The 22,028-nt window shown below is 63.0% G+C and carries 24 protein-coding genes and 1 pseudogene; 13 read left to right on the forward strand and 12 right to left on the reverse strand.

The window, feature by feature from the left end; all coding sequences use genetic code 11:
- Nucleotides 1-11: 11 nt before the first annotated feature.
- Genes ACQK2M_RS01715 through ACQK2M_RS01735 form a run of 5 tightly spaced genes read left to right on the forward strand, consistent with a single transcriptional unit; the run spans nucleotide 12 to nucleotide 1,980 of the window.
- Complete coding sequence (locus tag ACQK2M_RS01715) at nucleotides 12-809, forward strand: DUF2189 domain-containing protein (RefSeq protein ID WP_425416354.1); 798 nt, start codon at nucleotides 12-14, stop codon at nucleotides 807-809.
- Complete coding sequence (gene ccoS, locus ACQK2M_RS01720) at nucleotides 806-1,039, forward strand: cbb3-type cytochrome oxidase assembly protein CcoS (protein WP_425416355.1); 234 nt, start codon at nucleotides 806-808, stop codon at nucleotides 1,037-1,039. Before ACQK2M_RS01715 ends, ccoS begins: the two co-directional genes overlap by 4 nt.
- The gene (locus tag ACQK2M_RS01725) at nucleotides 987-1,220 is read left to right on the forward strand and encodes a hexameric tyrosine-coordinated heme protein (protein ID WP_425416356.1); all 234 of its coding nucleotides are present in this window, start codon (nucleotides 987-989) and stop codon (nucleotides 1,218-1,220) included. Before ccoS ends, ACQK2M_RS01725 begins: the two co-directional genes overlap by 53 nt.
- Complete coding sequence (locus tag ACQK2M_RS01730) at nucleotides 1,217-1,540, forward strand: DUF6522 family protein (RefSeq protein WP_425416357.1); 324 nt, start codon at nucleotides 1,217-1,219, stop codon at nucleotides 1,538-1,540. The genes ACQK2M_RS01725 and ACQK2M_RS01730 overlap by 4 nt, the downstream gene beginning before the upstream one ends.
- Nucleotides 1,537-1,980: a CBS domain-containing protein gene (locus ACQK2M_RS01735; RefSeq protein ID WP_425416358.1), complete on the forward strand. Its 444-nt coding sequence runs from the start codon at nucleotides 1,537-1,539 to the stop codon at nucleotides 1,978-1,980. The genes ACQK2M_RS01730 and ACQK2M_RS01735 overlap by 4 nt, the downstream gene beginning before the upstream one ends.
- Before the next feature lie 308 nt (nucleotides 1,981-2,288).
- Here ACQK2M_RS01735 and ACQK2M_RS01740 read toward each other — a convergent pair whose 3' ends face one another.
- From ACQK2M_RS01740 to rnk, 5 genes are all read right to left on the reverse strand, one after another.
- Entirely contained in the window at nucleotides 2,289-2,669 is a 381-nt protein-coding gene (locus ACQK2M_RS01740) for an alanine racemase (RefSeq protein ID WP_425416359.1), read from the reverse strand.
- Nucleotides 2,669-3,394: an alanine racemase gene (locus tag ACQK2M_RS01745; RefSeq protein ID WP_425416360.1), complete on the reverse strand. Its 726-nt coding sequence runs from the start codon at nucleotides 3,392-3,394 to the stop codon at nucleotides 2,669-2,671. The genes ACQK2M_RS01740 and ACQK2M_RS01745 overlap by 1 nt, the downstream gene beginning before the upstream one ends.
- The gene (locus tag ACQK2M_RS01750) at nucleotides 3,391-4,890 is read right to left on the reverse strand and encodes a D-amino acid dehydrogenase (protein ID WP_425416361.1); all 1,500 of its coding nucleotides are present in this window, start codon (nucleotides 4,888-4,890) and stop codon (nucleotides 3,391-3,393) included. The genes ACQK2M_RS01745 and ACQK2M_RS01750 overlap by 4 nt, the downstream gene beginning before the upstream one ends.
- A complete protein-coding gene (locus ACQK2M_RS01755) occupies nucleotides 4,817-5,362 on the reverse strand; it encodes a nucleoside-diphosphate kinase (RefSeq protein WP_425416362.1) in 546 nt (181 codons plus the stop codon). Before ACQK2M_RS01755 ends, ACQK2M_RS01750 begins: the two co-directional genes overlap by 74 nt.
- Before the next feature lie 139 nt (nucleotides 5,363-5,501).
- Entirely contained in the window at nucleotides 5,502-5,924 is a 423-nt protein-coding gene (rnk, locus tag ACQK2M_RS01760; protein ID WP_425416363.1) for a nucleoside diphosphate kinase regulator, read from the reverse strand.
- Between the two features lie 416 nt (nucleotides 5,925-6,340).
- Here rnk and metH point away from each other — a divergent pair, with 416 nt between their 5' ends.
- From metH to ACQK2M_RS01795, 7 genes and pseudogenes are all read left to right on the forward strand, one after another.
- On the forward strand, nucleotides 6,341-10,150 hold the full coding sequence (gene metH / locus ACQK2M_RS01765; protein WP_425416364.1) for a methionine synthase: 3,810 nt from the start codon (nucleotides 6,341-6,343) through the stop codon (nucleotides 10,148-10,150).
- A 519-nt stretch (nucleotides 10,151-10,669) separates the two neighbouring features.
- Nucleotides 10,670-10,906 (forward strand): annotated as a pseudogene (locus ACQK2M_RS01770) (transposase); the annotation flags it as partial.
- Between the two features lie 467 nt (nucleotides 10,907-11,373).
- Nucleotides 11,374-11,949: a TetR/AcrR family transcriptional regulator gene (locus tag ACQK2M_RS01775; protein WP_425416365.1), complete on the forward strand. Its 576-nt coding sequence runs from the start codon at nucleotides 11,374-11,376 to the stop codon at nucleotides 11,947-11,949.
- A complete protein-coding gene (locus tag ACQK2M_RS01780; protein ID WP_425416366.1) occupies nucleotides 11,946-13,109 on the forward strand; it encodes an efflux RND transporter periplasmic adaptor subunit in 1,164 nt (387 codons plus the stop codon). The genes ACQK2M_RS01775 and ACQK2M_RS01780 overlap by 4 nt, the downstream gene beginning before the upstream one ends.
- Complete coding sequence (locus tag ACQK2M_RS01785) at nucleotides 13,106-14,242, forward strand: ABC transporter permease (protein WP_293292366.1); 1,137 nt, start codon at nucleotides 13,106-13,108, stop codon at nucleotides 14,240-14,242. Before ACQK2M_RS01780 ends, ACQK2M_RS01785 begins: the two co-directional genes overlap by 4 nt.
- A 1-nt stretch (nucleotide 14,243) precedes the next feature.
- Nucleotides 14,244-14,942 (forward strand): ABC transporter ATP-binding protein, encoded by a 699-nt coding sequence (locus ACQK2M_RS01790; RefSeq protein WP_425416367.1) that lies wholly within the window; start codon nucleotides 14,244-14,246, stop codon nucleotides 14,940-14,942.
- Nucleotides 14,943-14,956: 14 nt separating this feature from the next.
- Complete coding sequence (locus tag ACQK2M_RS01795) at nucleotides 14,957-15,370, forward strand: hypothetical protein (RefSeq protein ID WP_425416368.1); 414 nt, start codon at nucleotides 14,957-14,959, stop codon at nucleotides 15,368-15,370.
- A gap of 622 nt (nucleotides 15,371-15,992) precedes the next feature.
- Here ACQK2M_RS01795 and scpB read toward each other — a convergent pair.
- Both scpB and ACQK2M_RS01805 read right to left on the reverse strand, forming a co-directional pair.
- Nucleotides 15,993-16,706 (reverse strand): SMC-Scp complex subunit ScpB, encoded by a 714-nt coding sequence (gene scpB / locus ACQK2M_RS01800; protein ID WP_425416369.1) that lies wholly within the window; start codon nucleotides 16,704-16,706, stop codon nucleotides 15,993-15,995.
- A 5-nt stretch (nucleotides 16,707-16,711) separates the two neighbouring features.
- Nucleotides 16,712-17,656, reverse strand: a complete 945-nt coding sequence (locus ACQK2M_RS01805) for a DUF1403 family protein (RefSeq protein ID WP_425416370.1) — start codon at nucleotides 17,654-17,656, stop codon at nucleotides 16,712-16,714.
- Between the two features lie 123 nt (nucleotides 17,657-17,779).
- Between ACQK2M_RS01805 and ACQK2M_RS01810 the strand changes: the two genes are divergently transcribed.
- A complete protein-coding gene (locus ACQK2M_RS01810) occupies nucleotides 17,780-18,991 on the forward strand; it encodes a site-specific integrase (RefSeq protein WP_425416371.1) in 1,212 nt (403 codons plus the stop codon).
- Nucleotides 18,992-19,007: 16 nt separating this feature from the next.
- Here the strand turns inward: ACQK2M_RS01810 and ACQK2M_RS01815 are convergent, their stop codons facing one another.
- From ACQK2M_RS01815 to ACQK2M_RS01835, 5 genes are all read right to left on the reverse strand, one after another.
- Nucleotides 19,008-19,349, reverse strand: coding sequence for a helix-turn-helix domain-containing protein (locus ACQK2M_RS01815; protein ID WP_425416372.1), 342 nt, complete (start codon nucleotides 19,347-19,349; stop codon nucleotides 19,008-19,010).
- Nucleotides 19,346-19,738 carry a type II toxin-antitoxin system RelE/ParE family toxin gene (locus ACQK2M_RS01820; RefSeq protein ID WP_425416373.1) on the reverse strand — a complete coding sequence of 131 codons (393 nt, stop codon included), beginning with the start codon at nucleotides 19,736-19,738 and terminating at the stop codon, nucleotides 19,346-19,348. Before ACQK2M_RS01820 ends, ACQK2M_RS01815 begins: the two co-directional genes overlap by 4 nt.
- 71 nt (nucleotides 19,739-19,809) lie before the next feature.
- Complete coding sequence (locus tag ACQK2M_RS01825) at nucleotides 19,810-20,382, reverse strand: alpha/beta fold hydrolase (protein ID WP_425416374.1); 573 nt, start codon at nucleotides 20,380-20,382, stop codon at nucleotides 19,810-19,812.
- Between the two features lie 57 nt (nucleotides 20,383-20,439).
- Entirely contained in the window at nucleotides 20,440-20,901 is a 462-nt protein-coding gene (locus ACQK2M_RS01830; RefSeq protein ID WP_425416375.1) for a thioesterase family protein, read from the reverse strand.
- The gene (locus ACQK2M_RS01835; RefSeq protein ID WP_425416376.1) at nucleotides 20,898-21,458 is read right to left on the reverse strand and encodes a class I SAM-dependent methyltransferase; all 561 of its coding nucleotides are present in this window, start codon (nucleotides 21,456-21,458) and stop codon (nucleotides 20,898-20,900) included. The genes ACQK2M_RS01830 and ACQK2M_RS01835 overlap by 4 nt, the downstream gene beginning before the upstream one ends.
- Nucleotides 21,459-22,028: the final 570 nt, after the last annotated feature.

The following is a 22,028-nucleotide window of genomic DNA, read 5'->3' on the forward strand; positions in this document are numbered from 1 at the left end:
AGGCTTGACCGATGCTGGAACCGCTTCCCACCATTCGCCCGCCGCAGCGCCCCGCCTCGTCAATGGCCCGCGGCCTGCCCGCGCGCTCGGCACTCGACTGGCTTGTCGCCGGCTGGCGCGACCTGCGCGCCGCGCCGGGGCAAAGCCTTTCCTATGGCGTCTTTCTCCTGGCGCTCTCCTATGCCGTGCTCTGGGGACTTGCCGCCTTGGAACTTCTCTATCTTGCCCTGCCGGCGATCTCGGGTTTCCTGATCGTCGGTCCGTTTCTCGCGATCGGCCTTTACGCACAGAGCCGCCGCCGAAGTGAAGGCAAGACGACATCGCTGGGCCAGATGCTGGTGGTCCGCCCAGCCTCCGGAGCGCAACTGGCCTATGCGGGACTGTTGCTGGGCCTCCTTGTCTTGTTCTGGCTGCGCGCAGCCGATCTGCTCTACGCGCTCTTTTTCGGACTCGCGCCCTTCCCGGGCGCTGGCGACGCCCTCGGGAACGTGTTCACCACGCCGCGCGGATGGGCACTGCTAGCCGTGGGCTCGGCTGTCGGGGGACTCTTCGCGGCCTTCGCCTTTGCTCTCAGCTTGTTTTCGCTTCCGATGCTCATGTCAGAACGGCGCGACGCGTTGACCGCGATGGGCCTCAGCTTTGCCATGACGACGCACAACCTCGCGCCCTGCCTCGCCTGGGGCGGGATCGTCGCCACGGGCATGGTCATTTCTGCCGCGACCGGACTACTGGCACTGGCGGTCGTGTTCCCGGTCCTCGGATACGGCGCATGGCACGCATGGCGTGCGATCGCCAGGGAAGCATCATGACATACCTGATCGTCCTCATACCGGTGTCGGTGGTTATGGGGCTGATCGGGCTCCTGGCCTTCCTCTGGGCGATGCGCACGAACCAGTTCGAAGATCTCGATGGCAGTGCCTGGCGCGTGATCGGGCCCCAGGATCCTCTGCCACAAGTCAATCCACTCGAAACAAAAGGTAATCGACATGACAACTTGGCTGCCCACGCTGAAGACAAAGACGCCCGAAGAGGGCTATGAACTTGCAGTAAAATTGGCCCGTGTCGCCATCAAGATGACCCAGCCGGACGCGGAGGTGCGCGACAAGTTGCGGCCCGTTTATGCAGAGGATACCGACGCCCTGATCGCGTCCAGTCAGGTCGTGGCGACACATTTCGCCACCGTGGCGGCGGCAAATGGCTACTGGAGAGACGCGTCATGACATCTATCCAAGCCAAGGCCGGGGATTTTGTCATCGATGCCGCGCTGCTGGCGGACACGTTCCGTCTTTCGCAAGACGAGATCAAGGCGCGTATGCGAAAAGGCGCGATCACATCGCGCTGCGAAGCCGGTGTTGACGAAGACGCCGGACGTTGGCGGCTGACCTTTCACCACGGCAACCGTGCATGCCGGTTCATCATCGACGAAGAGGGCACCGTTCTCCAGAAGGCGACCTTTCCGATCAGACCAAGAAAACGAAATCCTGCTGCGCGGCCTCGTGACATTCAGACGATGCCGCATGGAGAGGGAAAGGATCCATGATATCCAAAACCCTCATCGAAACAGCAGGCAACCGCCTGGTGACGGTAGACCGATCCGCGCGATTGATCGCCGCCGCGCAGGCGTTCGATCACGCACAGACCCGGCTGATCGTCGTGCTCGGTGCGGGAGGTGCCATTGTGGGCGTGGTCAGCCGAACCGACATTGTCAGCCGCATCAGTCGTTGCACGGGCTGCAGCTGTACCGAGGCAGTCGAAACGGCGATGACCGCCGATGTGAAAACCTGCGCACCCTCCGAACCAGTCGAGGAAGTCTGGAGCCGGATGAAGCAGACCGGGTTCATGCACATGCCGGTGATCGATGCCGCAAGACATCCTCTAGGCGTTATGACCGCCCGCGACATTCTCGAGGCGCTGCTCGATGAAAGGGAACATGAGGAAAGCCTCTTGATGGATTACGTCATGGGTATCGGATACCGGTGATCGCATGGACGGCGCGCGATGCGGACATGCAGAAGGGTTAGGCGTACCTTCAATCAAGTTCCAGTCGAGGCATGTCTTGCCGTATGGATACTCGCGCATCGACCCGCAACGCGCGCCACACTCCTCCGTCGACAACACAACAATTCTCAGGCGGTCATTCGCGCGCCATCAAAAACTAAATAAAAAATCGCCAACAAGACAATCGGGAGCAGATCGTTACTGGCTTCAGGCGGCGTAGGCGACCTCGCCACCGCCTCGACCCCGTTGCCCGAAATCGGTCAATGCCGCAACGCACCCGCGGTCTCCACCTAATTCCCGTGCGGATGCACATATTCACGGGCGATCCGTTGCCCCAATCCGCAGAGGATCTCATAACCGATCGTACCGGCGGCGGCGGCGACCTCATCGACCGTCTGACGAGCGTCGATCAGGTCCACCCAGCCACCCTCGCGCAACCGATCCGGCGGGATGCCGCTCGCATCGACGGTGATGCTGTCCATGGATACCCGCCCCGCGAGCGGTAATCGCTTTCCACGGTGCATTGCCCCCAGATCGACATGACGCATCCAGCCATCCGCGTAGCCGATCGAGATCACCGCCAGCTGCCGGTCTCGCGTCGCCCAGTAACGATGGCCGTATCCGACCGCGATCCCCTCGTTGACCTCCCTCACCTGCAAAACCCGCGCCATCAACGAAACCACCGGCGCATCGGATTCTCCGACCCGGGAACCGGATTGATGCCGTAGAGCGCCGCTCCCGGCCTCGCGAGATCGAAGCCGTACTTCCGGCCAAGGAACATCCCGGACGAGTTGGCAAGGGATGCCGGGATTTGCGGGAAGAGAGACCGCAAGCCGCGAAACGCCTTCAACTGCGCCATGTTCGCCGGGCTTGACGGCTCGTCCGCGCAGGCCAGGTGGCTCATGAACAGGACGGCGCGAATGCCGGACAGCAGATCCGGATTCCCCGCGATCGTCAGGACATCCTCCCTCGACAAGCCCAGCCGGGCCATTCCGGAATCGACCTGGATCGCCGCGTCCAGCGGAGCGCCTTGCCGATGCGCTTCGTTACGCCAGCGCTCGATCGCTCCCATAGTACTCAGAACGGGCACCAGATCAGCTCTGACGGCCTCCGTTTCCGCGCCCGGCGGGATCCCGTTCAATACGAATATGCCGACATCGTCTGTGAGCATCGCACGGAGCGCCAGCCCCTCACCGAGTGTCGCCACGAAGAAGGTGTCGCAACCCTCCTCCGTCAGGCGGCGCGAGACGGGACCCGCTCCAAGTCCGTACGCATCCGCCTTGACCACCGCCGCGCATCGGCCCGGGCCGGCCATCGTCGACAGCGTCCGGTAATTCGCGGCGAGCGCGTCAAGGTCCACCGAGAGGATCGCGCCGGATCGCGGCGATCCATTCACGTCCGGTACCGCCTGATTGAAAGCGGCCGCATGTCGATCAAGGGTTCACGTCCGGAGACGAGGTCGGCCAGGGCGCGTGCCGACCCGCAGGCCATGGTCCAGCCAAGCGTGCCGTGTCCTGTGTTGAGGTAGAGCCCATCGATGCCGGTCGGACCGACCAGCGGAGGTCCGTCCGGCGTCATGGGCCGAAGGCCGGTCCAGAATGTCGCGGCGCGCATGTCGCCACCCGCCGGAAACAGTTGCCCGAAGGAATGCTCCAGCGCGGCCCTTCTTCCGGATCTGAGCCGCTGGTCGAACCCGGCGAGTTCGGCGGTGCCGCCCACGCGGATCCTGCCGCCCAGCCGCGTGATCGCCGTCTTGTAGGTTTCGTCCATGACGGTGGAAACCGGCGCGAATTCGGGATCGGTGATGGGGATCGTCAGCGAGTACCCCTTCACGGGATAGACGGGAATCCTGATGCCCAGTGGCGCCAGCAGCGCGGGACTCCAGGAACCGAGCGCGACGACGCAGGCATCGAACCGACGTATGATGCCGCCGTGGACAACACCGGAGACCTTGTAGCCATCAGTGGCTATGTCCGTCACCTCGCTGTTCAGGCGGAACCGGACGCCCTTGCGATCCGCCAGTTCGGCGAGTTCCCGGGTGAACATCCGGCAATCGCCCGTTTCGTCGTTGGGAAGCCTCAGCCCCCCGGCCAGCGGCACGGTGGACGCGGAAAGCCCGGGCTCGGCCAGCAGGCATTCCTTCTCGCTCAGGATCTGGTGGGGGACTCCGAGTTCCCGAAGAACCTCCACGTCCCTGGCGATGCCATCGAGTTGCCGCCGGGTCCTGAAGAGCTGGAGCGTTCCCTGGCTTTTCTCGTCGTATCGGATGCCGGTCTTCTCCCGCAGTTGCCGCAGGCAATCACGGCTGTATTCCGCAAGCGGCACCATGCGGGACTTGTTGAGCGCGTACCGGTCGGCCGTGCAGTTGCGGAGCATTTCAAGCATCCAGCGCCACATCTTGGTATCCAGCCTCGGCCGGATCGACAGGGGACCGTGGCGCATGGCGAGCCATTTCAGGGCCTTAAGCGGAATGCCCGGTCCCGCCCATGGAGACGAATAACCGGGCGACACCTGTCCGGCATTGGCGAAACTCGTTTCCTCGGCGACATCGGCCCGACGGTCGAACAACTCGACTTCGTGGCCGGCCATTACGAGATAATACGCGGTGGTGACACCGATAACCCCGCCGCCCAGAACCGCTACCTTCATGCGATCAACCTCCGGAAATTGGCCGCGCTCATGAATGCGACCGCTGTTGTCGTGATTTTCCCGAATGCGGCCTCGGGACGATCGCGGCGAAGACTTCACCGGACGAGACGAGCGGCGGCGGCGATCCGCCGACAAGGAGGAGGACAATGCCGAACATGATCGCCGCGCCTCACGCCGCCGACGGCCCCGGATCTCCGGAACCGTCGGAGAAGGGCCTTCGACGATCAGACGATGGCGAGACATCCAGTCCGCCCGAGACGACCCGAAACGCAGCGCGCCGGGAAGCGGGCAAGGTGGCTCGCGATGCCGCTTCCCGTTCCATGCGAGCCGCTTCGGGTTGATAGAGAACCCTCTCGAGTAGGATGTGCTCCGTTTGGCCTTCGTCATCGCCGATGCTGATCGCCTGCCCCTCACGCAGTCCGAAAAGCGCGAGGCCCCGCAGGCTGGTCAACGGCAGCAGAAGGCCGACGGGCAAGGTCATGCGGTCATGGGACAAGACCCGGGTATCGGCATCGCCGCTGTCGATCCGAAAACAAACCCGGCTGTTGAGCGTCGCGACGTTCGGCGGAACGTCGTCGCGGAATAGGATATTGACAGTATCCAACTTGCGGTACAGAAGCGCGCGCCACTTTCCGGATGTTGAGGAATAGCGGTCATACAATGCCTCAAGCATCGCAAAGTCCTTGGTGGTGAGAATGCAGGTATCGTGTCGCATCGTGAATCTCCATCGCGCCCTTGCAGGGCACGGTCGTGAACTACGAATGTGATGGGCCCCCTGGCCGCGCGACGGCGGCGCAGGGGTTACGATCCTGCGAGCAGGCAGCCTCCGAAGAGCGCGAGACGCGACGGCGAGATCATTGCCCTTGCCCGCCCGGTTCCGGCACGCCCACGCTTTCCACCACGAGGCGGTGAACGCGTCCGTCCCGCGCGCGCCAGTCCATGGACTGTCCGCTGGACAGGCCGATCAGGGCCGCGCCGATCGGCGTGAGGACGGAAATCCTGCCGGCGGAGATGTCGGCTTCCACCGGATAGACAAGGGTCACTTCGCGAACCTCTCCAGTCTCGGTTGCGTATCGCAAATGCGAGCCCATGCGTATGACGTCCTCGGCCAGGCGCGCATCGGGAACGACGCGCGCGCGGTCGAGTTCGGAAAGCAACACATCGGAGACTTCTGCGTTGCCCGCTTGAACTGCTTCGGCGAGACGCGTCAGCTTGTCATGGTCCGTCCGGCCAAGGGTTATGGCTGGCTTGCGAATGCTCGCGGCAACGGGGGCCATATCGACCTCCTCGAAGTGGGGCGCCCGCGGATGTCGCGACGCCGGGTCTATCAATGTCGTGAAATCGCCGCTGTGCGGATCGGGCCCTGTCGAGTTGTGCCGTCTCTCCGCATACCCCTCGACCGGGGCGCGACGCGACCGGGCCGGGGGTCAGATTCCCGCGATCGGGCAGACCCTGTTCATTATCTCGGTAAGGCGATTGAAAATGACCATGCAACAAGAGGTGGGAAAATCGCGAGACAAAGTCAAGAAGCAAAATCGAATGAGCGGAAATGACGCGACCGCGCGGAAATGAGGGGTGGACTTGAGGTGTTCATCCGCCGTTCGTTTCACCGGCCACGCCTACAGTGCCCATAGGTATCACCAAGCGCATGTTGACATAAACATATCTTTATGTGACGAAAATACCTCTCAACATGAGGTGCAAACTGGTGAAGTCACATTCGCACGTTCCCGTGGACGCGCTATTCGGCCCGTTGGAAACATCGAAAAAATCGGACTCGCGCTATGAGCTTCAGAAAGCCGCGCGAGAGCGAATTCTCGTCCTCGACGGCGCCATGGGTACCCAGATCCAGGGACTGGACCTCGGCGAGGATCATTTTCGCGGCGAGCGCTTCGGCGACTGTTCCTGCCATTTGCAGGGCAACAACGATCTCCTGATCCTGACTCAGCCGGCCGCGATCGAAGAGATCCATTACCAATATGCGATGGCGGGCGCGGACATCCTCGAAACCAACACCTTCTCCTCGACGCGCATCGCGCAGGCCGACTACGGCATGGAGGGGATGGTCTACGAACTGAACCGCGACGGCGCCCGGCTCGCCCGCCGCGCCGCGCTTCGCGCCGAGAAGCAGGACGGCAAACCGCGCTTCGTCGCCGGCGCGCTCGGGCCGACCAACCGCACGGCATCGATCTCGCCCGACGTCAACAATCCGGGATACCGGGCGGTCACCTTCGACGACCTGCGCCATGCCTATGGCGAACAGCTGCGCGGCCTCATCGACGGCGGCTCGGACCTGATCTTGATCGAGACCATCTTCGACACGCTCAACGCCAAGGCCGCGATCTTCGCCTGTTTCGAAATCTTCGAGGAAAAGGGCGTCGAACTGCCGATCATGATCTCCGGCACGATCACCGACCTGTCCGGCCGGACTCTGTCGGGCCAGACGCCGACCGCTTTCTGGCATTCGGTGCGCCATGCGAGGCCACTGACGATCGGGCTCAACTGCGCGCTCGGCGCCAGCGCGATGCGGCCGCACCTCACGGAGTTGGCCGCCGTCGCCGACACGCTGGTCTGCGCCTATCCCAATGCCGGCCTACCCAACGAGATGGGTGAATATGACGAAAGTCCCGAGGCGATGGCGGCCCAGATCGAGGGCTTCGCGCGCGAAGGGCTGGTCAACATCGTCGGCGGCTGCTGCGGCTCGACGCCCGAACACATCACCGCGATCGCCGCGGCCGTCGCCAAATATCCGCCGCGCGTGGTTCCCGAGGTGGAGCCCCTGATGCGGCTTTCGGGTCTCGAGCCCTTCACGCTCACGGACGAAATCCCCTTCGTCAATGTCGGCGAGCGCACCAACGTCACCGGCTCGGCGAAGTTCCGCAAGCTGATCACCGCCGGCGACTTCGCGACCGCGCTCGACGTCGCCCGCGACCAGGTCGAGAACGGCGCCCAGATCATCGACGTCAACATGGACGAGGGGCTGATCGATTCGCAAAAGGCGATGGTCGAATTCCTCAACCTCGTCGCCGCCGAACCCGACATCGCGCGTGTGCCGGTCATGATCGATTCCTCAAAATGGGAGATTATCGAGGCCGGCCTGAAATGCGTGCAGGGCAAACCGGTCGTCAACTCGATCTCCATGAAGGAGGGCGAGGAGTTGTTCCTAGAACAGGCGAAGCTCTGCCGCGCCTATGGCGCCGCCGTCGTCGTTATGGCCTTCGACGAGAAGGGCCAGGCCGATACGAGGAAACGCAAGGTCGAGATCTCCCGCCGCGCCTACCAGCTCCTTACGGAAAAGGCCGGCATGGCGCCGGAGGACATCATCTTCGACCCCAACATCTTCGCGGTCGCCACCGGCATCGAGGAGCATGATGATTACGGCCGCGCCTTCATCGAAGCGGCGCGCGTGATAACGCAGACCATGCCCGGCGTCCACGTCTCCGGCGGCGTGTCGAACCTGTCGTTCTCCTTCCGCGGCAACGCACCCGTCCGCGAGGCCATGCATGCCGTGTTCCTCTACCACGCGATCCAGGCGGGCATGGACATGGGCATCGTCAATGCCGGTCAGCTCGCCGTCTACGAGACGATCGACGAGGAACTGCGCGAGGCCTGCGAAGACGTGGTGCTCAACCGCACACCGAAGGGCGACGGTACAGCAACCGAGCGCCTTCTCGACCTCGCAGAGCGCTTCAGGGGGACGGGCGGACGCGAGGCACGCGAGAAGGACCTGGCCTGGCGCGAATGGCCCGTCGAGAAGCGCCTCTCGCACGCCCTGGTCAACGGCATCACCGATTATATCGATGCCGATGTCGAGGAGGCCCGGCTGGCCGCCGCCAAGCCACTCGAGGTTATCGAGGGACCACTGATGGCCGGCATGAACGTGGTCGGCGACCTGTTCGGTTCGGGTAAGATGTTCCTGCCGCAGGTCGTGAAATCCGCCCGCGTGATGAAACAGGCAGTCGCCCACCTGCTCCCCTACATGGAGGAAGAGAAGCGCCTCAATGGCGGCGGTGACAGGAGCAGCGCCGGCAAGATCCTCATGGCGACGGTCAAGGGCGACGTTCATGACATCGGCAAGAACATCGTCGGCGTCGTGCTCGCCTGCAACAACTACGAGATCATCGATCTCGGCGTGATGGTGCCGTGCGAGGAGATTCTCAAGGTCGCGCGCGAAGAGAAGGTCGACATCATCGGCCTGTCGGGGCTGATCACGCCGTCCCTCGACGAGATGGTCCACGTCGCCTCGGAACTGGAACGCGAGGGCTTTGACATCCCGCTGCTGATCGGCGGCGCGACCACCAGCCGGGTGCACACGGCGGTAAAGGTCCATCCGCGCTACGAGCGCGGCCAGGCCGTCCACGTCAATGACGCCAGCCGGGCCGTCGGCGTCGTCTCCAGCCTTTTGTCGCCGCAAGTGAGGCCCGGCTACATCGAGACCGTGCGCGCCGAATACCGCAAGGTGGCGGACGCCCGTGCCCGCTCTGAATCAGAGAAGCGGCGGTTACCGCTGGCGCGGGCCCGCGATAACGCGTTCAGGACAGACTGGCCGTCCTACGAGCCGCCGCGTCCGTCATTCCTCGGCGCGCGGGTCTTCGAAACCTGGGACCTAGCCGATCTCGCCCGCAATATCGACTGGACACCTTTCTTCCAGACCTGGGAGCTCAAGGGCCGCTATCCGAAGATCCTCGAGGATGAGAAACAGGGTTCCACCGCCCGCGCCCTGTTCGACGATGCGCAGGCGATGCTGTCGAAGATCATCGACGAGAAATGGTTTGCTCCGAAAGCGGTCATCGGTTTCTGGCCGGCAAATGCCGTCGGCGATGATATCCGGCTTTATGCCGATGACGGGCGCAAAGATGAACTTGCGACCTTCTTCACCCTGCGCCAACAGCTTTCGAAGCGCGACGGCCGTCCCAACATGGCGCTGGCCGATTTCGTCGCGCCGGCCGACAGCGGCAAGGCGGACTATCTCGGCGGCTTCGTCGTTACGGCCGGCATCGAGGAGGCTGCGATCGCGGAACGCTTCGAGCGCGCAAATGACGACTATTCCTCGATCCTGGTCAAGGCATTGGCCGACCGTTTCGCCGAGGCCTTCGCCGAGCGCATGCACGAGCGCGTCCGCACTGAATACTGGGGCTACGCCAAGGACGAGGCACTCTCGCCAGGGGAACTGATTACGGAAAGCTATCGCGGCATCCGCCCCGCGCCCGGCTATCCCGCCCAGCCCGATCACACCGAGAAGACGACGCTGTTTCGCCTGCTCGATGCCGAGGAAAAGATTGGCGTGCAACTCACCGAGAGTTTCGCCATGTGGCCGGGCTCGTCGGTGTCGGGGTTGTATTTTGCGCATCCCGAAAGCCGGTATTTCGGGGTCGCAAAGGTGGAACGAGACCAGGTCGAAGATTATGCCGCGCGCAAGGACATGCCCGTGCAGGAAGTCGAGCGCTGGTTGGGGCCGGTTCTCAACTATATTCCGGCACCTGTAGCGGAAGCAGCCGAGTAGGCAAGTCGACCCTCATGCGCGCGAAGATCGACTTTGCCGCCGATTCCAAAGGTTAGTGCTTCGCCAAATGACTGGGGCCGAGCAGACGCGGATCTACCTGACACCTGCCCATGCTTCCTAGCCTGGCTTGTGGACCCGATCAGGAGACTGCTACCGAAGACACGCCCTCCGCTTTAAACAGGTCGAGATACTGGCAGCTATCGTCCGCCTCACCGTCACGCCGATGGACCGAAGCGCGGAAGCCAAATCAGCGTGGCGAACAAGTTCCACAGCTGAGCGGGAGGCAAGTTTGGTTTTGACTGCCCTATCGTAGACGGCGACACTCTGCCCCGATAAGGCGGGAGGCGTAGAGCAGGCCGTCAATATCGAACGAACGATACAGCTTTTTGCTCAACTGGACGGCTCTAAAAACCTCGCAATCGGGAGCGCGTTTTGATTCACTTCCCCTGCTGATTTGCACGGAGGCGGTGAATGCGGGGACAGGCTGGGTTTTGAGACCTTGACGAGCGGTACGTTCGGCTGAGCGAAGCCGGCGATCCACTCGAGAAGTTGAATGCGGTGGTTCCGTGGGCTGTATTCCGCAAACCGCTGGCCAAGGCGCTGAAGCGGTCGGATGGCGCCAGAGGCGGCCGGCCGCCCTATGACGCTGTGCTGATGGTCAAAATTATAGTCCTCCAGGCGCTCTACAGCCTGTCGGACGACCAGGCGGAGTTCCAGATCCAGGACCGGCTGTCCTTCATGCGCTTCCTTGGACTAACGTGGCGTCCGATCTGATTGAAACTATCAGATCGGCAAACTTGCCGCGCCAGCTTTATTTGTAGACCGGTAATCTTTCCGATCGCCGCAGGCACGAACGCCCGTGTGTCCCGACCACGATGGTATCAGTGGAAGGCTCGCGCGCCGCTTCGGCCAGCACCATTCCCGCCGATGTCTCGTTGAAGCGCATGATGCTGTTGTCCGGCAGATGGCCGGCGCAATTGAGAAACGCGGCCAGGTCCCGATCCTCCCGATTCTGATGCAATCGCGTAAAGGGCGCGCCTCCTGTCGATCCCCCATAGACGGAATACAGGTGCGGGCGCGACGAGATTCATCTGTCAGTCAGCTAGTTCCATCCAGTTTGCGACCTTGACACCACAGCTTCGCAATCTTAGTTAGTGATCAATAACTCACATATGGAGCATCGTATGGGCCGCAAATCCACCGGTCAGCGAAGGGCAGAGATAGTGACCGCCACTTTGCTGCTCGCCGACGAACTTGGGCCCGACAGGCTGACAACGCAGGCGATCGCCGACGCGGTCGGTCTGACACAGGCCGCGATCTTTCGGCATTTCCCCACCAAGCAGGCCGTGTGGCGTGCCGTGGCCGAGACAATAGTCGAGACGATGACCACGGCCTGGCAGACGGAACTCGCCGGGAATGCGGATCCCGAACTGCGGCTGATCGCGCTGATCCGCGTTCAACTGCGCCAGATCGAGGCCAATCCCGCGATCCCGGCCATCCTGCATTCGCGGGAACTGCAAACGGAAAATGCCGAACTGCGTCAGAGCTTCCGGGCGTTGATGATGCGCTTCCAGGGCTTGCTGACGGCGGAACTCAAAAGTGGCCAGGCGGGGGGCGCCATGCGCCTTGACATCGAGCCGGAGGATTGCGCGGCCCTGCTGATTTCCCTCGTGCAAGGCCTCGCGATCCGCTGGTCGCTGGGCAGTCGCGCCTTCGGGCTTGAGGCGGAGGGGGCCCGGCTGCTCGGCGAGCAACTCAGACTGTTCCATGTTCCGCCGCCCCAGGAGGTCAAGACATGACCCGCAGGATGCGTCGCAGTTTTCTTGGATTGGCCATTCTGGTCGCGCTTGGCGCGGGGGGCTACTTTCTCCTCGTCGAACGTCCCCTCGTCGTGCCGGTCGTGTCGGCCGAGCAAAACGTCCCGGTGCGCGTCTACGGTCTTGGCACTGTCGAGGCGCGGATCGTGTCGAAGGTCGGCTTCGAAGTGGGCGCCGCGCTGACCGACCTTGCGGTCGACAGTGGAGATTTGGTCACCAAAGGCCAGGTCCTGGCCCGCCTGCACACCGCCGAACAGCAGGCGCGCGTGGCGCGGGCCGAGGCGGCGGTCGAGGCCGCGGGCGCAACGCTCGGCAAGACCAAGGCCAGCGTCACCCGCGCCCGCGCGATCCTTGCGCAGCGCGAGGCGGCCAACGCGCGCCAGCAGGAGCTTGTCGGACGCAGCGCGATCTCCGCGCAATCGGCGGAAGAGGCGCAGCGCGATGTGGATGTCGCGGCCGCCGAACTGACGGTTGCCGAAAGCGAGGTCGAGATCGCCCATGCCCAACTCGCCGATGCCGAGGCCGGGCTTCGCTATGAATCGACGCTCCTCGAGTATCGCGTTCTGCGTGCACCCTTCGACGCGGTCGTGGTCGAGCGCCATGTCGAGGCAGGCACGGTCGTGCGCGCGGGCGAGCCGATCTTCACGCTGATGGACCCGGCGACGGTCTGGACGCTGGCCTATATCGACGAAGCGCGCGCCGGCACGGTCGCCCTTGGCCAGGGCGCGGAGGTGCGGCTGCGGTCGCTGCCGCACGAGGCCTTCAGTGGCGCCGTGGCGCGGATCGGCATCGAGAGCGATCGGGTGAACGAGGAGCGGCGCGTCTGGATCGCCTGCAACCAATGTCCCCCACAGCCCTATCTCGGCGAGCAGGCCGAGGTCAGGATCACGGTGGCGACGCTGCCGGAAGCCCTGCTGGTGCCGGAGGTCGCGGTCAGCGGCTTTGACGGGCATCGGGGACGCGTCTGGGCCGTGCGGGACGGAAGACTGCTGGAGGTTCCGCTGGTCTTCGGCTATCGCACCGAAGACGCCCGACTGGAGATCGTGAGCGGACTGCCGGACGGCGCCCAGGTGGTCGCGGCTCCCGTCAAGGGGCTCACCGAAGGTCGCATTGCGCGGGTGCAAGGCGGATCCGCGCCATGAACCTTGCCTATCGCGACGTGCGTCACAACCTTTTCCGTTTCGTGCTGACCTGTCTTGGCCTCAGCCTGCTGATGGCGGTCGTTCTTGCCATGATCGGCATCTACAACGGTCTGGTGGCCGACGCCCTGAACATCGTGAAAGCCCCGCAGGCCGATCTCTGGGTCGTGGAGGCCGACACCCAGGGGCCGTTCGCGGAAGCGTCGAAGATCCCCGGCGGCACCCGCGATGCCGTGATCCGGCTGCACGGCGTCTCCGAAGCCGGTAGCATCACTTATCAGACCGTCGAGGCCGACCACGCAGGAGAGACCTTGCGTCTCTATGTCATCGGTTTCGAGCCCGGCCGCCCCGGAGGGCCGCAGACCATCGCCGAAGGCCGCGGCATCACCCAGACCCACTTCGAGCTCGTCGCCGACCGCGAGACGGGCCTTGTCGTCGGCGATCGCATCCGTCTCGGCCGCAACAGCTTCGCGGTCGTTGGCCTGGTCGAGGACACGATGAATTCCGGCGGCGATCCCGCAGCCTTCGTCACCCTTTCCGATGCGCAGACCCTGCAGTCGCAGCTGGCGCCACCTGCCCAGCGCGTTCAGGTCGCGCGCGGCGCCGGACTTCTGGAGAGCGCGGATACGGTCGCGGCGGTGATCGCACGGCTCGAGCCGACAGCCGATCCCGAGGACGTGGCGCGAACGGTGAGGCAGTGGAAACACCTCGGGGCGCTGACACAGGCTGAGCAGGAGGCAATCCTGCTGGGCTCGGTCGTGGACCGGGCCAAGCGGCAGATCGGGTTGTTTCTCGCCATCCTGCTGACGGTCTCGGCCGTGGTCATCGCGCTCATCATCTACACGATGACGATGGAAAAACTGAAACAGATCGCCACGCTCAAGCTGATCGGCGCTCCGGACCGCACGATTGTGGCACTGATCGTCCAGCAATCGGTGGCGCTCGGAATGGTCGGGTGGAGTTTCGGGCTGATCCTGATCCTGCTTGTCAAGGATGCATTTCCGCGCCGCGTGGTGCTGGAGCCCGTGAACGCGGCGGCCCTGGCCGGAATCATCCTCGTGGTCTGCATTGCCGCCAGCGGGCTCGGCGTTCGCGCGGCCCTGAAGGTAGACCCCGCAACGGCGATCGGAGGTTGACGTGACCGACGCTTCGAGCCGCCAGCCCCTGATCGAGATCGCCGGTGTCTCCAAGCACTATGGCGAGGGCGAAACACGCGTGGACGCGTTGCGCGACGTCAACCTGACGGTGCACAGGGGCGAAGTGGTTGCGCTGCTCGGGCCCTCCGGCTCCGGCAAGACCACGCTGCTCAACATCATCGGCTGCATCATCGATCCGACCGAGGGCCGGGTGACGCTGGACGGCGAGCGGGTCTATGACGATCGCTGGCTCCGGCGGGACCTGCGCAAGCTTCGGCTCGACAAGATCGGCTTTATCTTTCAGTTCCACAACCTGCTGCCCTTCCTCAATGCCACCGACAACGTGGCGCTGGTGCTGCGCCTGGCGGGCAGGACCGCGGCCGAGGCGCAGGCCCGCGCGGTAGAGTTGCTCGACTATCTCGAAATCGGCCACCGCAAGGACGCCATGCCAGCGCTTCTGTCGGGTGGGGAGGCGCAGCGCGTGGCCATTGCCCGCGCCCTCGCCAACAGTCCGCGCATCATTCTGGCGGACGAGCCGACGGCAGCCCTCGACAGCAAGCGGGCGGGGATCGTGATGGACCTGATGCGCAAGCTGGCCGCCGAACAGGACGCCTGCATTGTCGCCGTCACGCATGACGAGAAGATTTATGACCGGTTCGACCAGCTGTTCCATCTGCGCGATGGGGTACTGGATCATTAGAAGGGAAAAAAGCCATGAAATCGCAATCATCGCATAGCAGGCCACGCGTGATCGCCTCGGGCGTCGCGGTGGTGTTCGGCATCCTGACGATCGCGTCCGGCGGCAGGGCGCTGTTCGGAGGGGCCGCCGCACAGGCCGCCGCCGGAGATGCGGTCCCCTTCGTCTTGTGGTTCAATTTTCTGTCGGGTTTCGCCTATGTCCTTGCCGGTTTCGGGATCGCCATGGGGCGCCGCTGGGCGGTTGCGTTCTCCATCGCTCTGGTGGCGGCGATCGCTGTGGTGTTCGCCTTGTTCGGCCTGCACGTCTACCAAGGCTCGGCATTCGAGATGCGGACGGTTGGCGCGATGACTCTGCGCTTGCTCGTCTGGATCGCGATCACGGCCGTGGCAATTCAGTGCGCTGCCGCAGGCGGTCCCAAAGAAAACTAGACAGGGGCCTCGTCCCCTCGAGAGACGCTGCCCTTGAAGTGATTTCCTGCGGTGGGTAATGCGGAGGTCCGGACTTCCAGGAATGATTAGGGACAGGTCGGAAAGTCACCGCCGGGCACCGCGATCCGCAATGCCCGATCCAGCCGCGCCTGCAACATTCGGCGTGGCCGTCAAGGATATCTGTTCTTATTGAACGGCAAGGCCGATGTATCCAAAGTGAGGCGCGACCACGACTTGCGGGAGCGCCGGTCGCAAGGTCCGCTTATGGGAAATGGCCAAACAGGCATCTGCCGCCGCTAGACGGCGCTAATCTGCAAGTCGTCGATCCATTCCTGCTTCTGGTGTGCCGATCGTCCCCACCATCAACGATCACGACCAGGTGCCCCAGGGCATGGTATCGCGTATGGCGCGGGCGACGAGACCTGAAGCGAAGAACGGGCCTTGCCACCAACGACGCTGCCCGCCGCCACCGACACAAGCTGTGTCGCGATTTCGGTCACCAGGTCGTCCGGGATGCCTGTGTCGCCTACAGCTGGCGTCCGGCGGCACTTGGAACCGCGGCGGCGCTGGTCGTGCCGCGAACAAACCCGGGATCGCGGCCAGCAGCCTTGGCATAGATCATCTATTCCTCGTTGGCGGCGTCCGCGTCGTTATCGTCGGCGCCCGCAAGCTCCGGCGAGATCTCGCCGGCCAGCAATTTTTCCCTCGACAGCAGCCCTGCATCTTCGAGCGCCTCGAAGTCGGGCAGATCTCGCAGCGTGTTCAGACCGAACTCCGTGAGGAACCCAGGGGTCGTCACGTAGGTGTAGGGCGCGCCAGGCGTCGGGCTGCGCGGCCCGGACGCGATCATGTCAAAACCGCGTAGTTTGCCGATCAGATCGCGGCTGATCTCCTTGCCGAAGAACGACGACAATTCCGCGCGCGTGATCGGTTGGAAATAGGCAATACACATCAACACCAGAATCTCGGACTGGCTGAGGTCGATCGTAGGTTCATTGGCGCCGATCGCCGCGCGGATAGCGTCACCATAGACCGGCCGAGTCAGATGTCTCCAGCCACCGGCGACGGCAACCAGATCGTATGGGCGGCCGCGCAGTTCCTCCCGGATATCGTCGATGATGAGATCGATGCTGCAGCTCTTGCCGACGATGCGCGCCAATGTCTCACGGCTTACCGGGTCGCTTGCCGCAAAAATAACCGCCTCGACGCGGTTCATCCATTCGCGCCAGCGCACTTCCGCCGGCAGATGATCGAGTTCGCGGTCGAACAGGTTGTCGTCCGGGCGGCCTTTGCCTCCCTGTTTTCCCTTCCGCCGTTTGGCCGAACTCTCCGCCATTACGCTCACAATCCGTACAGCCGGAAGGTCGGCCGCCCGGTCAATTCCCGCACGGCGCCGAACGCCTCGAGACGCTCGAACAGCCGTCGGGCGGCGCGCTCGCTCATTGCATTGGTCGCCGAGCGAGCCGTCTGAGCGTCCTCCATCATGAGGATCAACATCACCTCGTCGGCATGTTTCGCGCGCATCTTCGGCGCTGCGGCCATGAGCCGTTGCGCACGCCGGCACAGATCGGCATGCAGATCCGAGGCGCGCGCCGCGGCTCTGGCATAGGCCACGGCACAGGTCGCCAGCCAGCGCCCGTTCCCATCGAGGTGGTCCGGTGCGGTGCGCAGATCCTTGCGCCTGATCTCGAGGGCAAGCAACGGCACAGGACGCGGCCATTTCAGCCGGGCCGCCAGCATGGCGTCCGCGAGCCACAGCGCCAGCAGTTCGGCATCGGGGCCGAATTTCATCGAAACCGCGACCATCTCGGCCGCGGTGGCGATGGGATTGGCCTCGCCGCGCGCGAGGCGCTCCGCGACGGCGTAGATATCGATCATCGGTTCATCGACGCTGAGTCCCAAAACGGCCGAGGCCGACAGCCACCAATCATCGACGAGCTGCGTCTGCCGCTCGGCCAGCCGCCGCCACGCCATCAGAACCTTGCCGGCCGGTCCCGGATCGTCGCCCGGACGTGTGAGCATCACGGCATCGCGCAGGGCCGCCTCGTCCTCAGAACGCCCCAGCATCGGCATCAAGGCCGCCGCATTGGCCAGCGCCAGGCGCTGCCGCCAGAGGCTGCCGATCGGATGCTCGTCGCAGGCTATTTGGTGCAGCCAGGCCAGCGCCGAACCGGCCAGAAAGCCGGCATCCGCCGGGCCTTCCGGCTCGGTTTTAGGACGCAGCACTGCCGGCAGCGGCGCAAAGGACGGCGGTGACGGCAGCGCGAATCGAGGGGATTTCACCATGATTCTGGCTATCATGGAACGGCGCTTAAGGCTACTGTTTCGCGCAGAAACCGCCGCGCCTGTCGATAATCTAAAACGACCGATAATCTTGCATTATCATTCGTTTTGCGCTTTATGGAAGAAATGGCCTCTCTCGTCGATCAAAACCCAAAAAAGCGTGCTCAGGGACGCTCCGCTCGATCACAGCAAACATCCCAGGGTGTCGATCAAACCGAACCGGCGCACTCCGCAGACGAATTGCCCGATATCGACCTGGACGTCCTGTTCAACGAGGAACCCCAGGAAAACGCTGCCGGCAAGGCAGCAATCCCCTCACCTTCCGTTCCCGCTATCTCAAGCCTTCGCTTGCCGACAAATCTCGACGCGCTCGCCGACCGTGCGCGCGATTATGTCGAAGCGGCAAGTTCCGCCAACACCCGCCGCGCTTACGCCTCAGACTGGAAGCATTTCGCGGGTTGGTGCCGCCGGCAGGGCGTCGAAATCCTCCCTCCGGATCCGCAAGTCGTCGGCCTCTATATCACCGCTTGCGCTTCCGGCAGGGCAGTCGGGGACAAGAAGCCCAACTCGGTGTCGACGATCGAACGCCGGCTCTCCTCCCTGACATGGAACTATGCGCAGCGCGGACAACCGCTCGACAGGAAGGACCGCCATATCGCCACGGTCATGGCCGGTATTCGCAACAAGCACGCATCTCCTCCCCGCCAGAAGGAGGCGTTGCTGCCAGAAGATTTGATCGCCATGCTGGAAACGCTCGATCGCGGAACCTTACGCGGACTGCGCGACCGCGCCATGCTGCTGCTCGGCTTTGCTGGCGGCCTGCGGCGCTCCGAAGTCGTGGGCCTGGACTGCGGTCGCGACCAGACCGAACACGGCCGCGGCTGGATAGAAATCCTCGATAAAGGCCTGCTGGTGACGCTGCGCGGCAAGACTGGCTGGCGCGAGGTCGAGGTCGGCCGCGGTTCGTCCGACGCGACCTGCCCGGTCGTGGCGCTGCAGACCTGGCTCAAGTTCGCACGCGTCGCCCATGGCCCGCTGTTCCGCAGGGTGACCGGACAGGGCAAGACAGTTGGCGCCCAACGGCTCAACGACCAGGAGGTCTCCCGCCTGGTCAAGCGCGCCGCACTTGCCGCTGGCGTGCGCGGTGATCTGTCGGAAAGCGAGCGCGCAAAGCTCTTTGCTGGCCACTCGCTGCGCGCGGGCCTCGCCTCATCTGCCGAGGTTGATGAACGCTATGTTCAGAAGCAGCTTGGCCACACCAGTGCGGAGATGACGCGCAAATATCAGCGGCGGCGCGATCGTTTCCGCGTCAATCTCACCAAGGCCTCTGGGCTTTGAAAGCCCCCTCCCCTACTCAGTGCGCAGCTTCCTTGTTTTCTGGCGCTGCATCAGGCGACGAGAGTGCGCGCAGTACCGCCTCCGGCTCTTGGTCCATGACACGAAGCAGTGTGCGGGCGGCGCCGCTCGGCTGCCGTTTGCCCTGCTCCCATTTCTTGTAGCCGGAAGGGCTGGTCCCAAGGACCACTGCCATCTCATCCTGGGTCAGGTCGAGCTTCTTTCGGATAGCCTTTGCGTCCACCGCACCAACGTCAACGCTGTGCACCTTGACGCCGGGAACGTCCTTACCCTGCGCATGCGCCAAAGCTTCCGACATGGCCTGAATCAGATCACCGCCGAATTTTGTCATCTCGCTCATGTCCTGCTCCTGTTCGCCGCCTTGATCGCCCTTGCGAAGGCGGAAACCGCTTTTGCTTCGTCCGGCTTCAAGTCGACCTTTTCGTTCTTCCCATAGGCAAGCAGCGCATAGATCGGCGCGTCATCGCTGTACCAGTAATAGATGACTCTTGCGCCGCCACGCTTACCCTTGCCTTTGGCTCCAAACCGCATCTTTCGAACGCCACCAGTACCCGGGATTTCGTCGCCGACCTGCGGATTGGCCGCAAGGAAGTCGATCAGTTCCTTTCGCTCATCGTCGCTGAACAGGGCCGCCGCCTGCTTGATGAACGATGGTGTTTCGACGACGGTCTGCATACGCTTCCTATAACCCAGTGGGTTATATATGCGATAGCGGTAGCCCAGAGTCAATGGCCGACGCGCCGCAAAGACACCTTCAACCCATCAGTTATCCGTATCTTCTATGTTTGTAACACGGGCCCTCAATTACCTCCCAGGCGCTGCAAATGGCCGCTGACACGCATAATCGCACCTCGCGTCGACCACAGGGACGGCTTGGCGCCGATTACCCGTTCGGGAAATGGCTCGGGCTGCGAGAGGAAGTACCAGTGCCAGTAGGCGCCTACAACACGGTGATTAGTGTCCAGGAACATCGCCAATGTTGGCACGATGTCTAGCACCGCCAACGAAAGGATCTTGTCCGGATGGTCCAGTGCCATGCGATGTCCCGTTCTCCCGCCACGGTCGTGTCCAATCAAATGGAATCGCTCCATGCCGAGTTGCTCCATCAATCCGACCTGATCATCCGCCATGGCGCGAAAACTGTAGTTGGAGTTGTCGGGAAGGCCGTGTGGCTTGGAGGATGCGCCGTAGCCGCGCAGGTCGGAACAAACCACGGTGAAATTGGCAGCGAGTTTTGGGGCCACTCTCGCCCACATCTCCTTTGATTGCGGAAATCCGTGCAACAGAAGAACTGGAGGGCCGACGCCGCCAATGACGCAGGCGATGTCAACGCCGTCCACGCGCACGACTTCATTCCGAAATCCTTCAAACATGTGATGCCCTCTGGCGGTTTTCTGCCAGCGACCCGGTCCAATCGCGGATGCTGAACGTCAAATTGAACGTGTGGCTTTCGCGCATTTCCAGCGTCTGCGCTTTTCGTTTGCACGCTGAGCGAAGCGCTGAAGGTCTATGATGGCGCGGGTATGGGTCCCCTCTCCGATCAAGCCGGCCTCGTCTCGGCAAGAGACCGTGAAAAGCAGCGAGTTGCTGTTGATCTCTACGAGTTTGACGTCAGCCACAAAACTCATGCCAATGGGCGTGGGCGCGAGGTGGCTGACGTTGACATGCGTGCCGACGGTTCGTTGCTGGGGCCGGAGATAAGGACGAAGCGCTTCGATACAGGTTTGTTCAACGAAGCCGATCATCATCGCGGTGGCAAGAACCGGAGGCATGTCGCGAAAGCCGGGCCAAGTGTCATCCAACTCCGGCACGGTGTGGAAAGGAGCAACTGTGAGTCGCTCTCGTGCTCCTATCCCGACTTCAAGTGGCAAGCACTCTTTGAACTCGTTCATGTGATCCCCACGCGCATGTTGATCGGCCAAATCACGGGTCGCCTTCGATCTCCCCAGATGAGGTGAAGATCGTGCACAAAAGCTTCAAGGATATCGTCTCGGCCAGCCTCATTGACCCGGTGCACAGCGGACCATGTCGAGAGGTAACCGAGAAAATCGCTCAGATCCCAAGCCCGGTCGATTTCCATTCCGGGAGTCGGTCGTTCCTCAAACGGAAATTCGAGATCGGCATAGCCTGACTCGACGAGCTTGCGCTCCGGCGGCCAGTAGCAAGCGATTTCTTCCCAATAGAAGCGCCTAAAGCGTGCGTCCAGGTCGGACGGAGCCAAGCGCGGCACTCCGTAGCTTACCAAGGCAATCACAGCCCCGTTCACGGCTACCCTGCGGACCTCGTCGTAGAACGCCGCAAGGTCGAACCAATGGGCGGATTGCGCAGCGGTAACAAGCGTAACGCTGCAATCGGGCAGCGGTAGGTTCTCGGCAGGTGCGCAAACATACTCGACACGGTCATGCGGCAGGGCGTTGCCGATCTGTTCAGTGCTCGGATCCACACCCATCACGGATTGGAAGAAGTCTGCGAGCTGACGCAGCGACGTTGATCAATGTTGCCCAACGCATTAGAGGTGCAGTCGGCGCGATTGCGGTGGTGGCTGTCATTGAGCAGGTCGGCATCTCGACCCCAGGGTCGGCATACCAAGTTGCGTTTGGGATGCTGGTTGTCGTTTCAGCCTGCGCACTGATCTCTGCAACAAATATAGCAGCGTCAAAACAGGAATAGGCGAGCTGTGCGCCCATCTCTATCCGCGCCCGTTCCGGGAATGGAATTGCGGAAGGCTGGCGAACACCTCGTCTCAGTTGATGCCAAACTCGCAGGAGAGCCGTTGCAGGACATTTCGGGGTTGAACTACGAAAAGCAGCGGATCCTGGCAACGGATTTAGCGGCCTTCCTGAACGAACTGCACTCGATCCCGACCGCCATGGGCTGCTTCGTCCCCTAAATGAGGAATGGAGGTTGCCAAAGAGTTGCCGCGGAACGATGCAGTAACGGAAACATCAATATGGATTCTTGCTCAGGCCGCGCTCACCTCTTTGCCGGAAGGCTTGGACGAGCAGTGTCACAGTAGTTG

The sequence above is a fragment of the Oricola indica genome, from assembly GCF_965227485.1.
In the GTDB taxonomy this organism is placed as follows: Bacteria; Pseudomonadota; Alphaproteobacteria; order Rhizobiales; family Rhizobiaceae; genus Oricola; species Oricola indica.

Bases quoted from the DNA above. Each gene is read 5' to 3' on its own strand.
- ACQK2M_RS01715 (WP_425416354.1), top strand. From the start codon at position 12: ATGCTGGAACCGCTTCCCACCATTCGCCCGCCGCAGCGCCCCGCCTCG.
- ccoS (WP_425416355.1), top strand. From the start codon at position 806: ATGACATACCTGATCGTCCTCATACCGGTGTCGGTGGTTATGGGGCTG.
- ACQK2M_RS01725 (WP_425416356.1), top strand. From the start codon at position 987: ATGACAACTTGGCTGCCCACGCTGAAGACAAAGACGCCCGAAGAGGGC.
- ACQK2M_RS01730 (WP_425416357.1), top strand. From the start codon at position 1,217: ATGACATCTATCCAAGCCAAGGCCGGGGATTTTGTCATCGATGCCGCG.
- ACQK2M_RS01735 (WP_425416358.1), top strand. From the start codon at position 1,537: ATGATATCCAAAACCCTCATCGAAACAGCAGGCAACCGCCTGGTGACG.
- ACQK2M_RS01740 (WP_425416359.1), bottom strand. From the start codon at position 2,669: ATGGCGCGGGTTTTGCAGGTGAGGGAGGTCAACGAGGGGATCGCGGTC.
- ACQK2M_RS01750 (WP_425416361.1), bottom strand. From the start codon at position 4,890: ATGTCTCGCCATCGTCTGATCGTCGAAGGCCCTTCTCCGACGGTTCCG.
- ACQK2M_RS01755 (WP_425416362.1), bottom strand. From the start codon at position 5,362: ATGCGACACGATACCTGCATTCTCACCACCAAGGACTTTGCGATGCTT.
- rnk (WP_425416363.1), bottom strand. From the start codon at position 5,924: ATGGCCCCCGTTGCCGCGAGCATTCGCAAGCCAGCCATAACCCTTGGC.
- metH (WP_425416364.1), top strand. From the start codon at position 6,341: ATGAGGTGCAAACTGGTGAAGTCACATTCGCACGTTCCCGTGGACGCG.
- ACQK2M_RS01780 (WP_425416366.1), top strand. From the start codon at position 11,946: ATGACCCGCAGGATGCGTCGCAGTTTTCTTGGATTGGCCATTCTGGTC.
- ACQK2M_RS01785 (WP_293292366.1), top strand. From the start codon at position 13,106: ATGAACCTTGCCTATCGCGACGTGCGTCACAACCTTTTCCGTTTCGTG.
- ACQK2M_RS01795 (WP_425416368.1), top strand. From the start codon at position 14,957: ATGAAATCGCAATCATCGCATAGCAGGCCACGCGTGATCGCCTCGGGC.
- scpB (WP_425416369.1), bottom strand. From the start codon at position 16,706: ATGGCGGAGAGTTCGGCCAAACGGCGGAAGGGAAAACAGGGAGGCAAA.
- ACQK2M_RS01805 (WP_425416370.1), bottom strand. From the start codon at position 17,656: ATGGTGAAATCCCCTCGATTCGCGCTGCCGTCACCGCCGTCCTTTGCG.
- ACQK2M_RS01810 (WP_425416371.1), top strand. From the start codon at position 17,780: ATGGCCTCTCTCGTCGATCAAAACCCAAAAAAGCGTGCTCAGGGACGC.
- ACQK2M_RS01815 (WP_425416372.1), bottom strand. From the start codon at position 19,349: ATGAGCGAGATGACAAAATTCGGCGGTGATCTGATTCAGGCCATGTCG.
- ACQK2M_RS01825 (WP_425416374.1), bottom strand. From the start codon at position 20,382: ATGTTTGAAGGATTTCGGAATGAAGTCGTGCGCGTGGACGGCGTTGAC.
- ACQK2M_RS01830 (WP_425416375.1), bottom strand. From the start codon at position 20,901: ATGAACGAGTTCAAAGAGTGCTTGCCACTTGAAGTCGGGATAGGAGCA.
- ACQK2M_RS01835 (WP_425416376.1), bottom strand. From the start codon at position 21,458: ATGGGTGTGGATCCGAGCACTGAACAGATCGGCAACGCCCTGCCGCAT.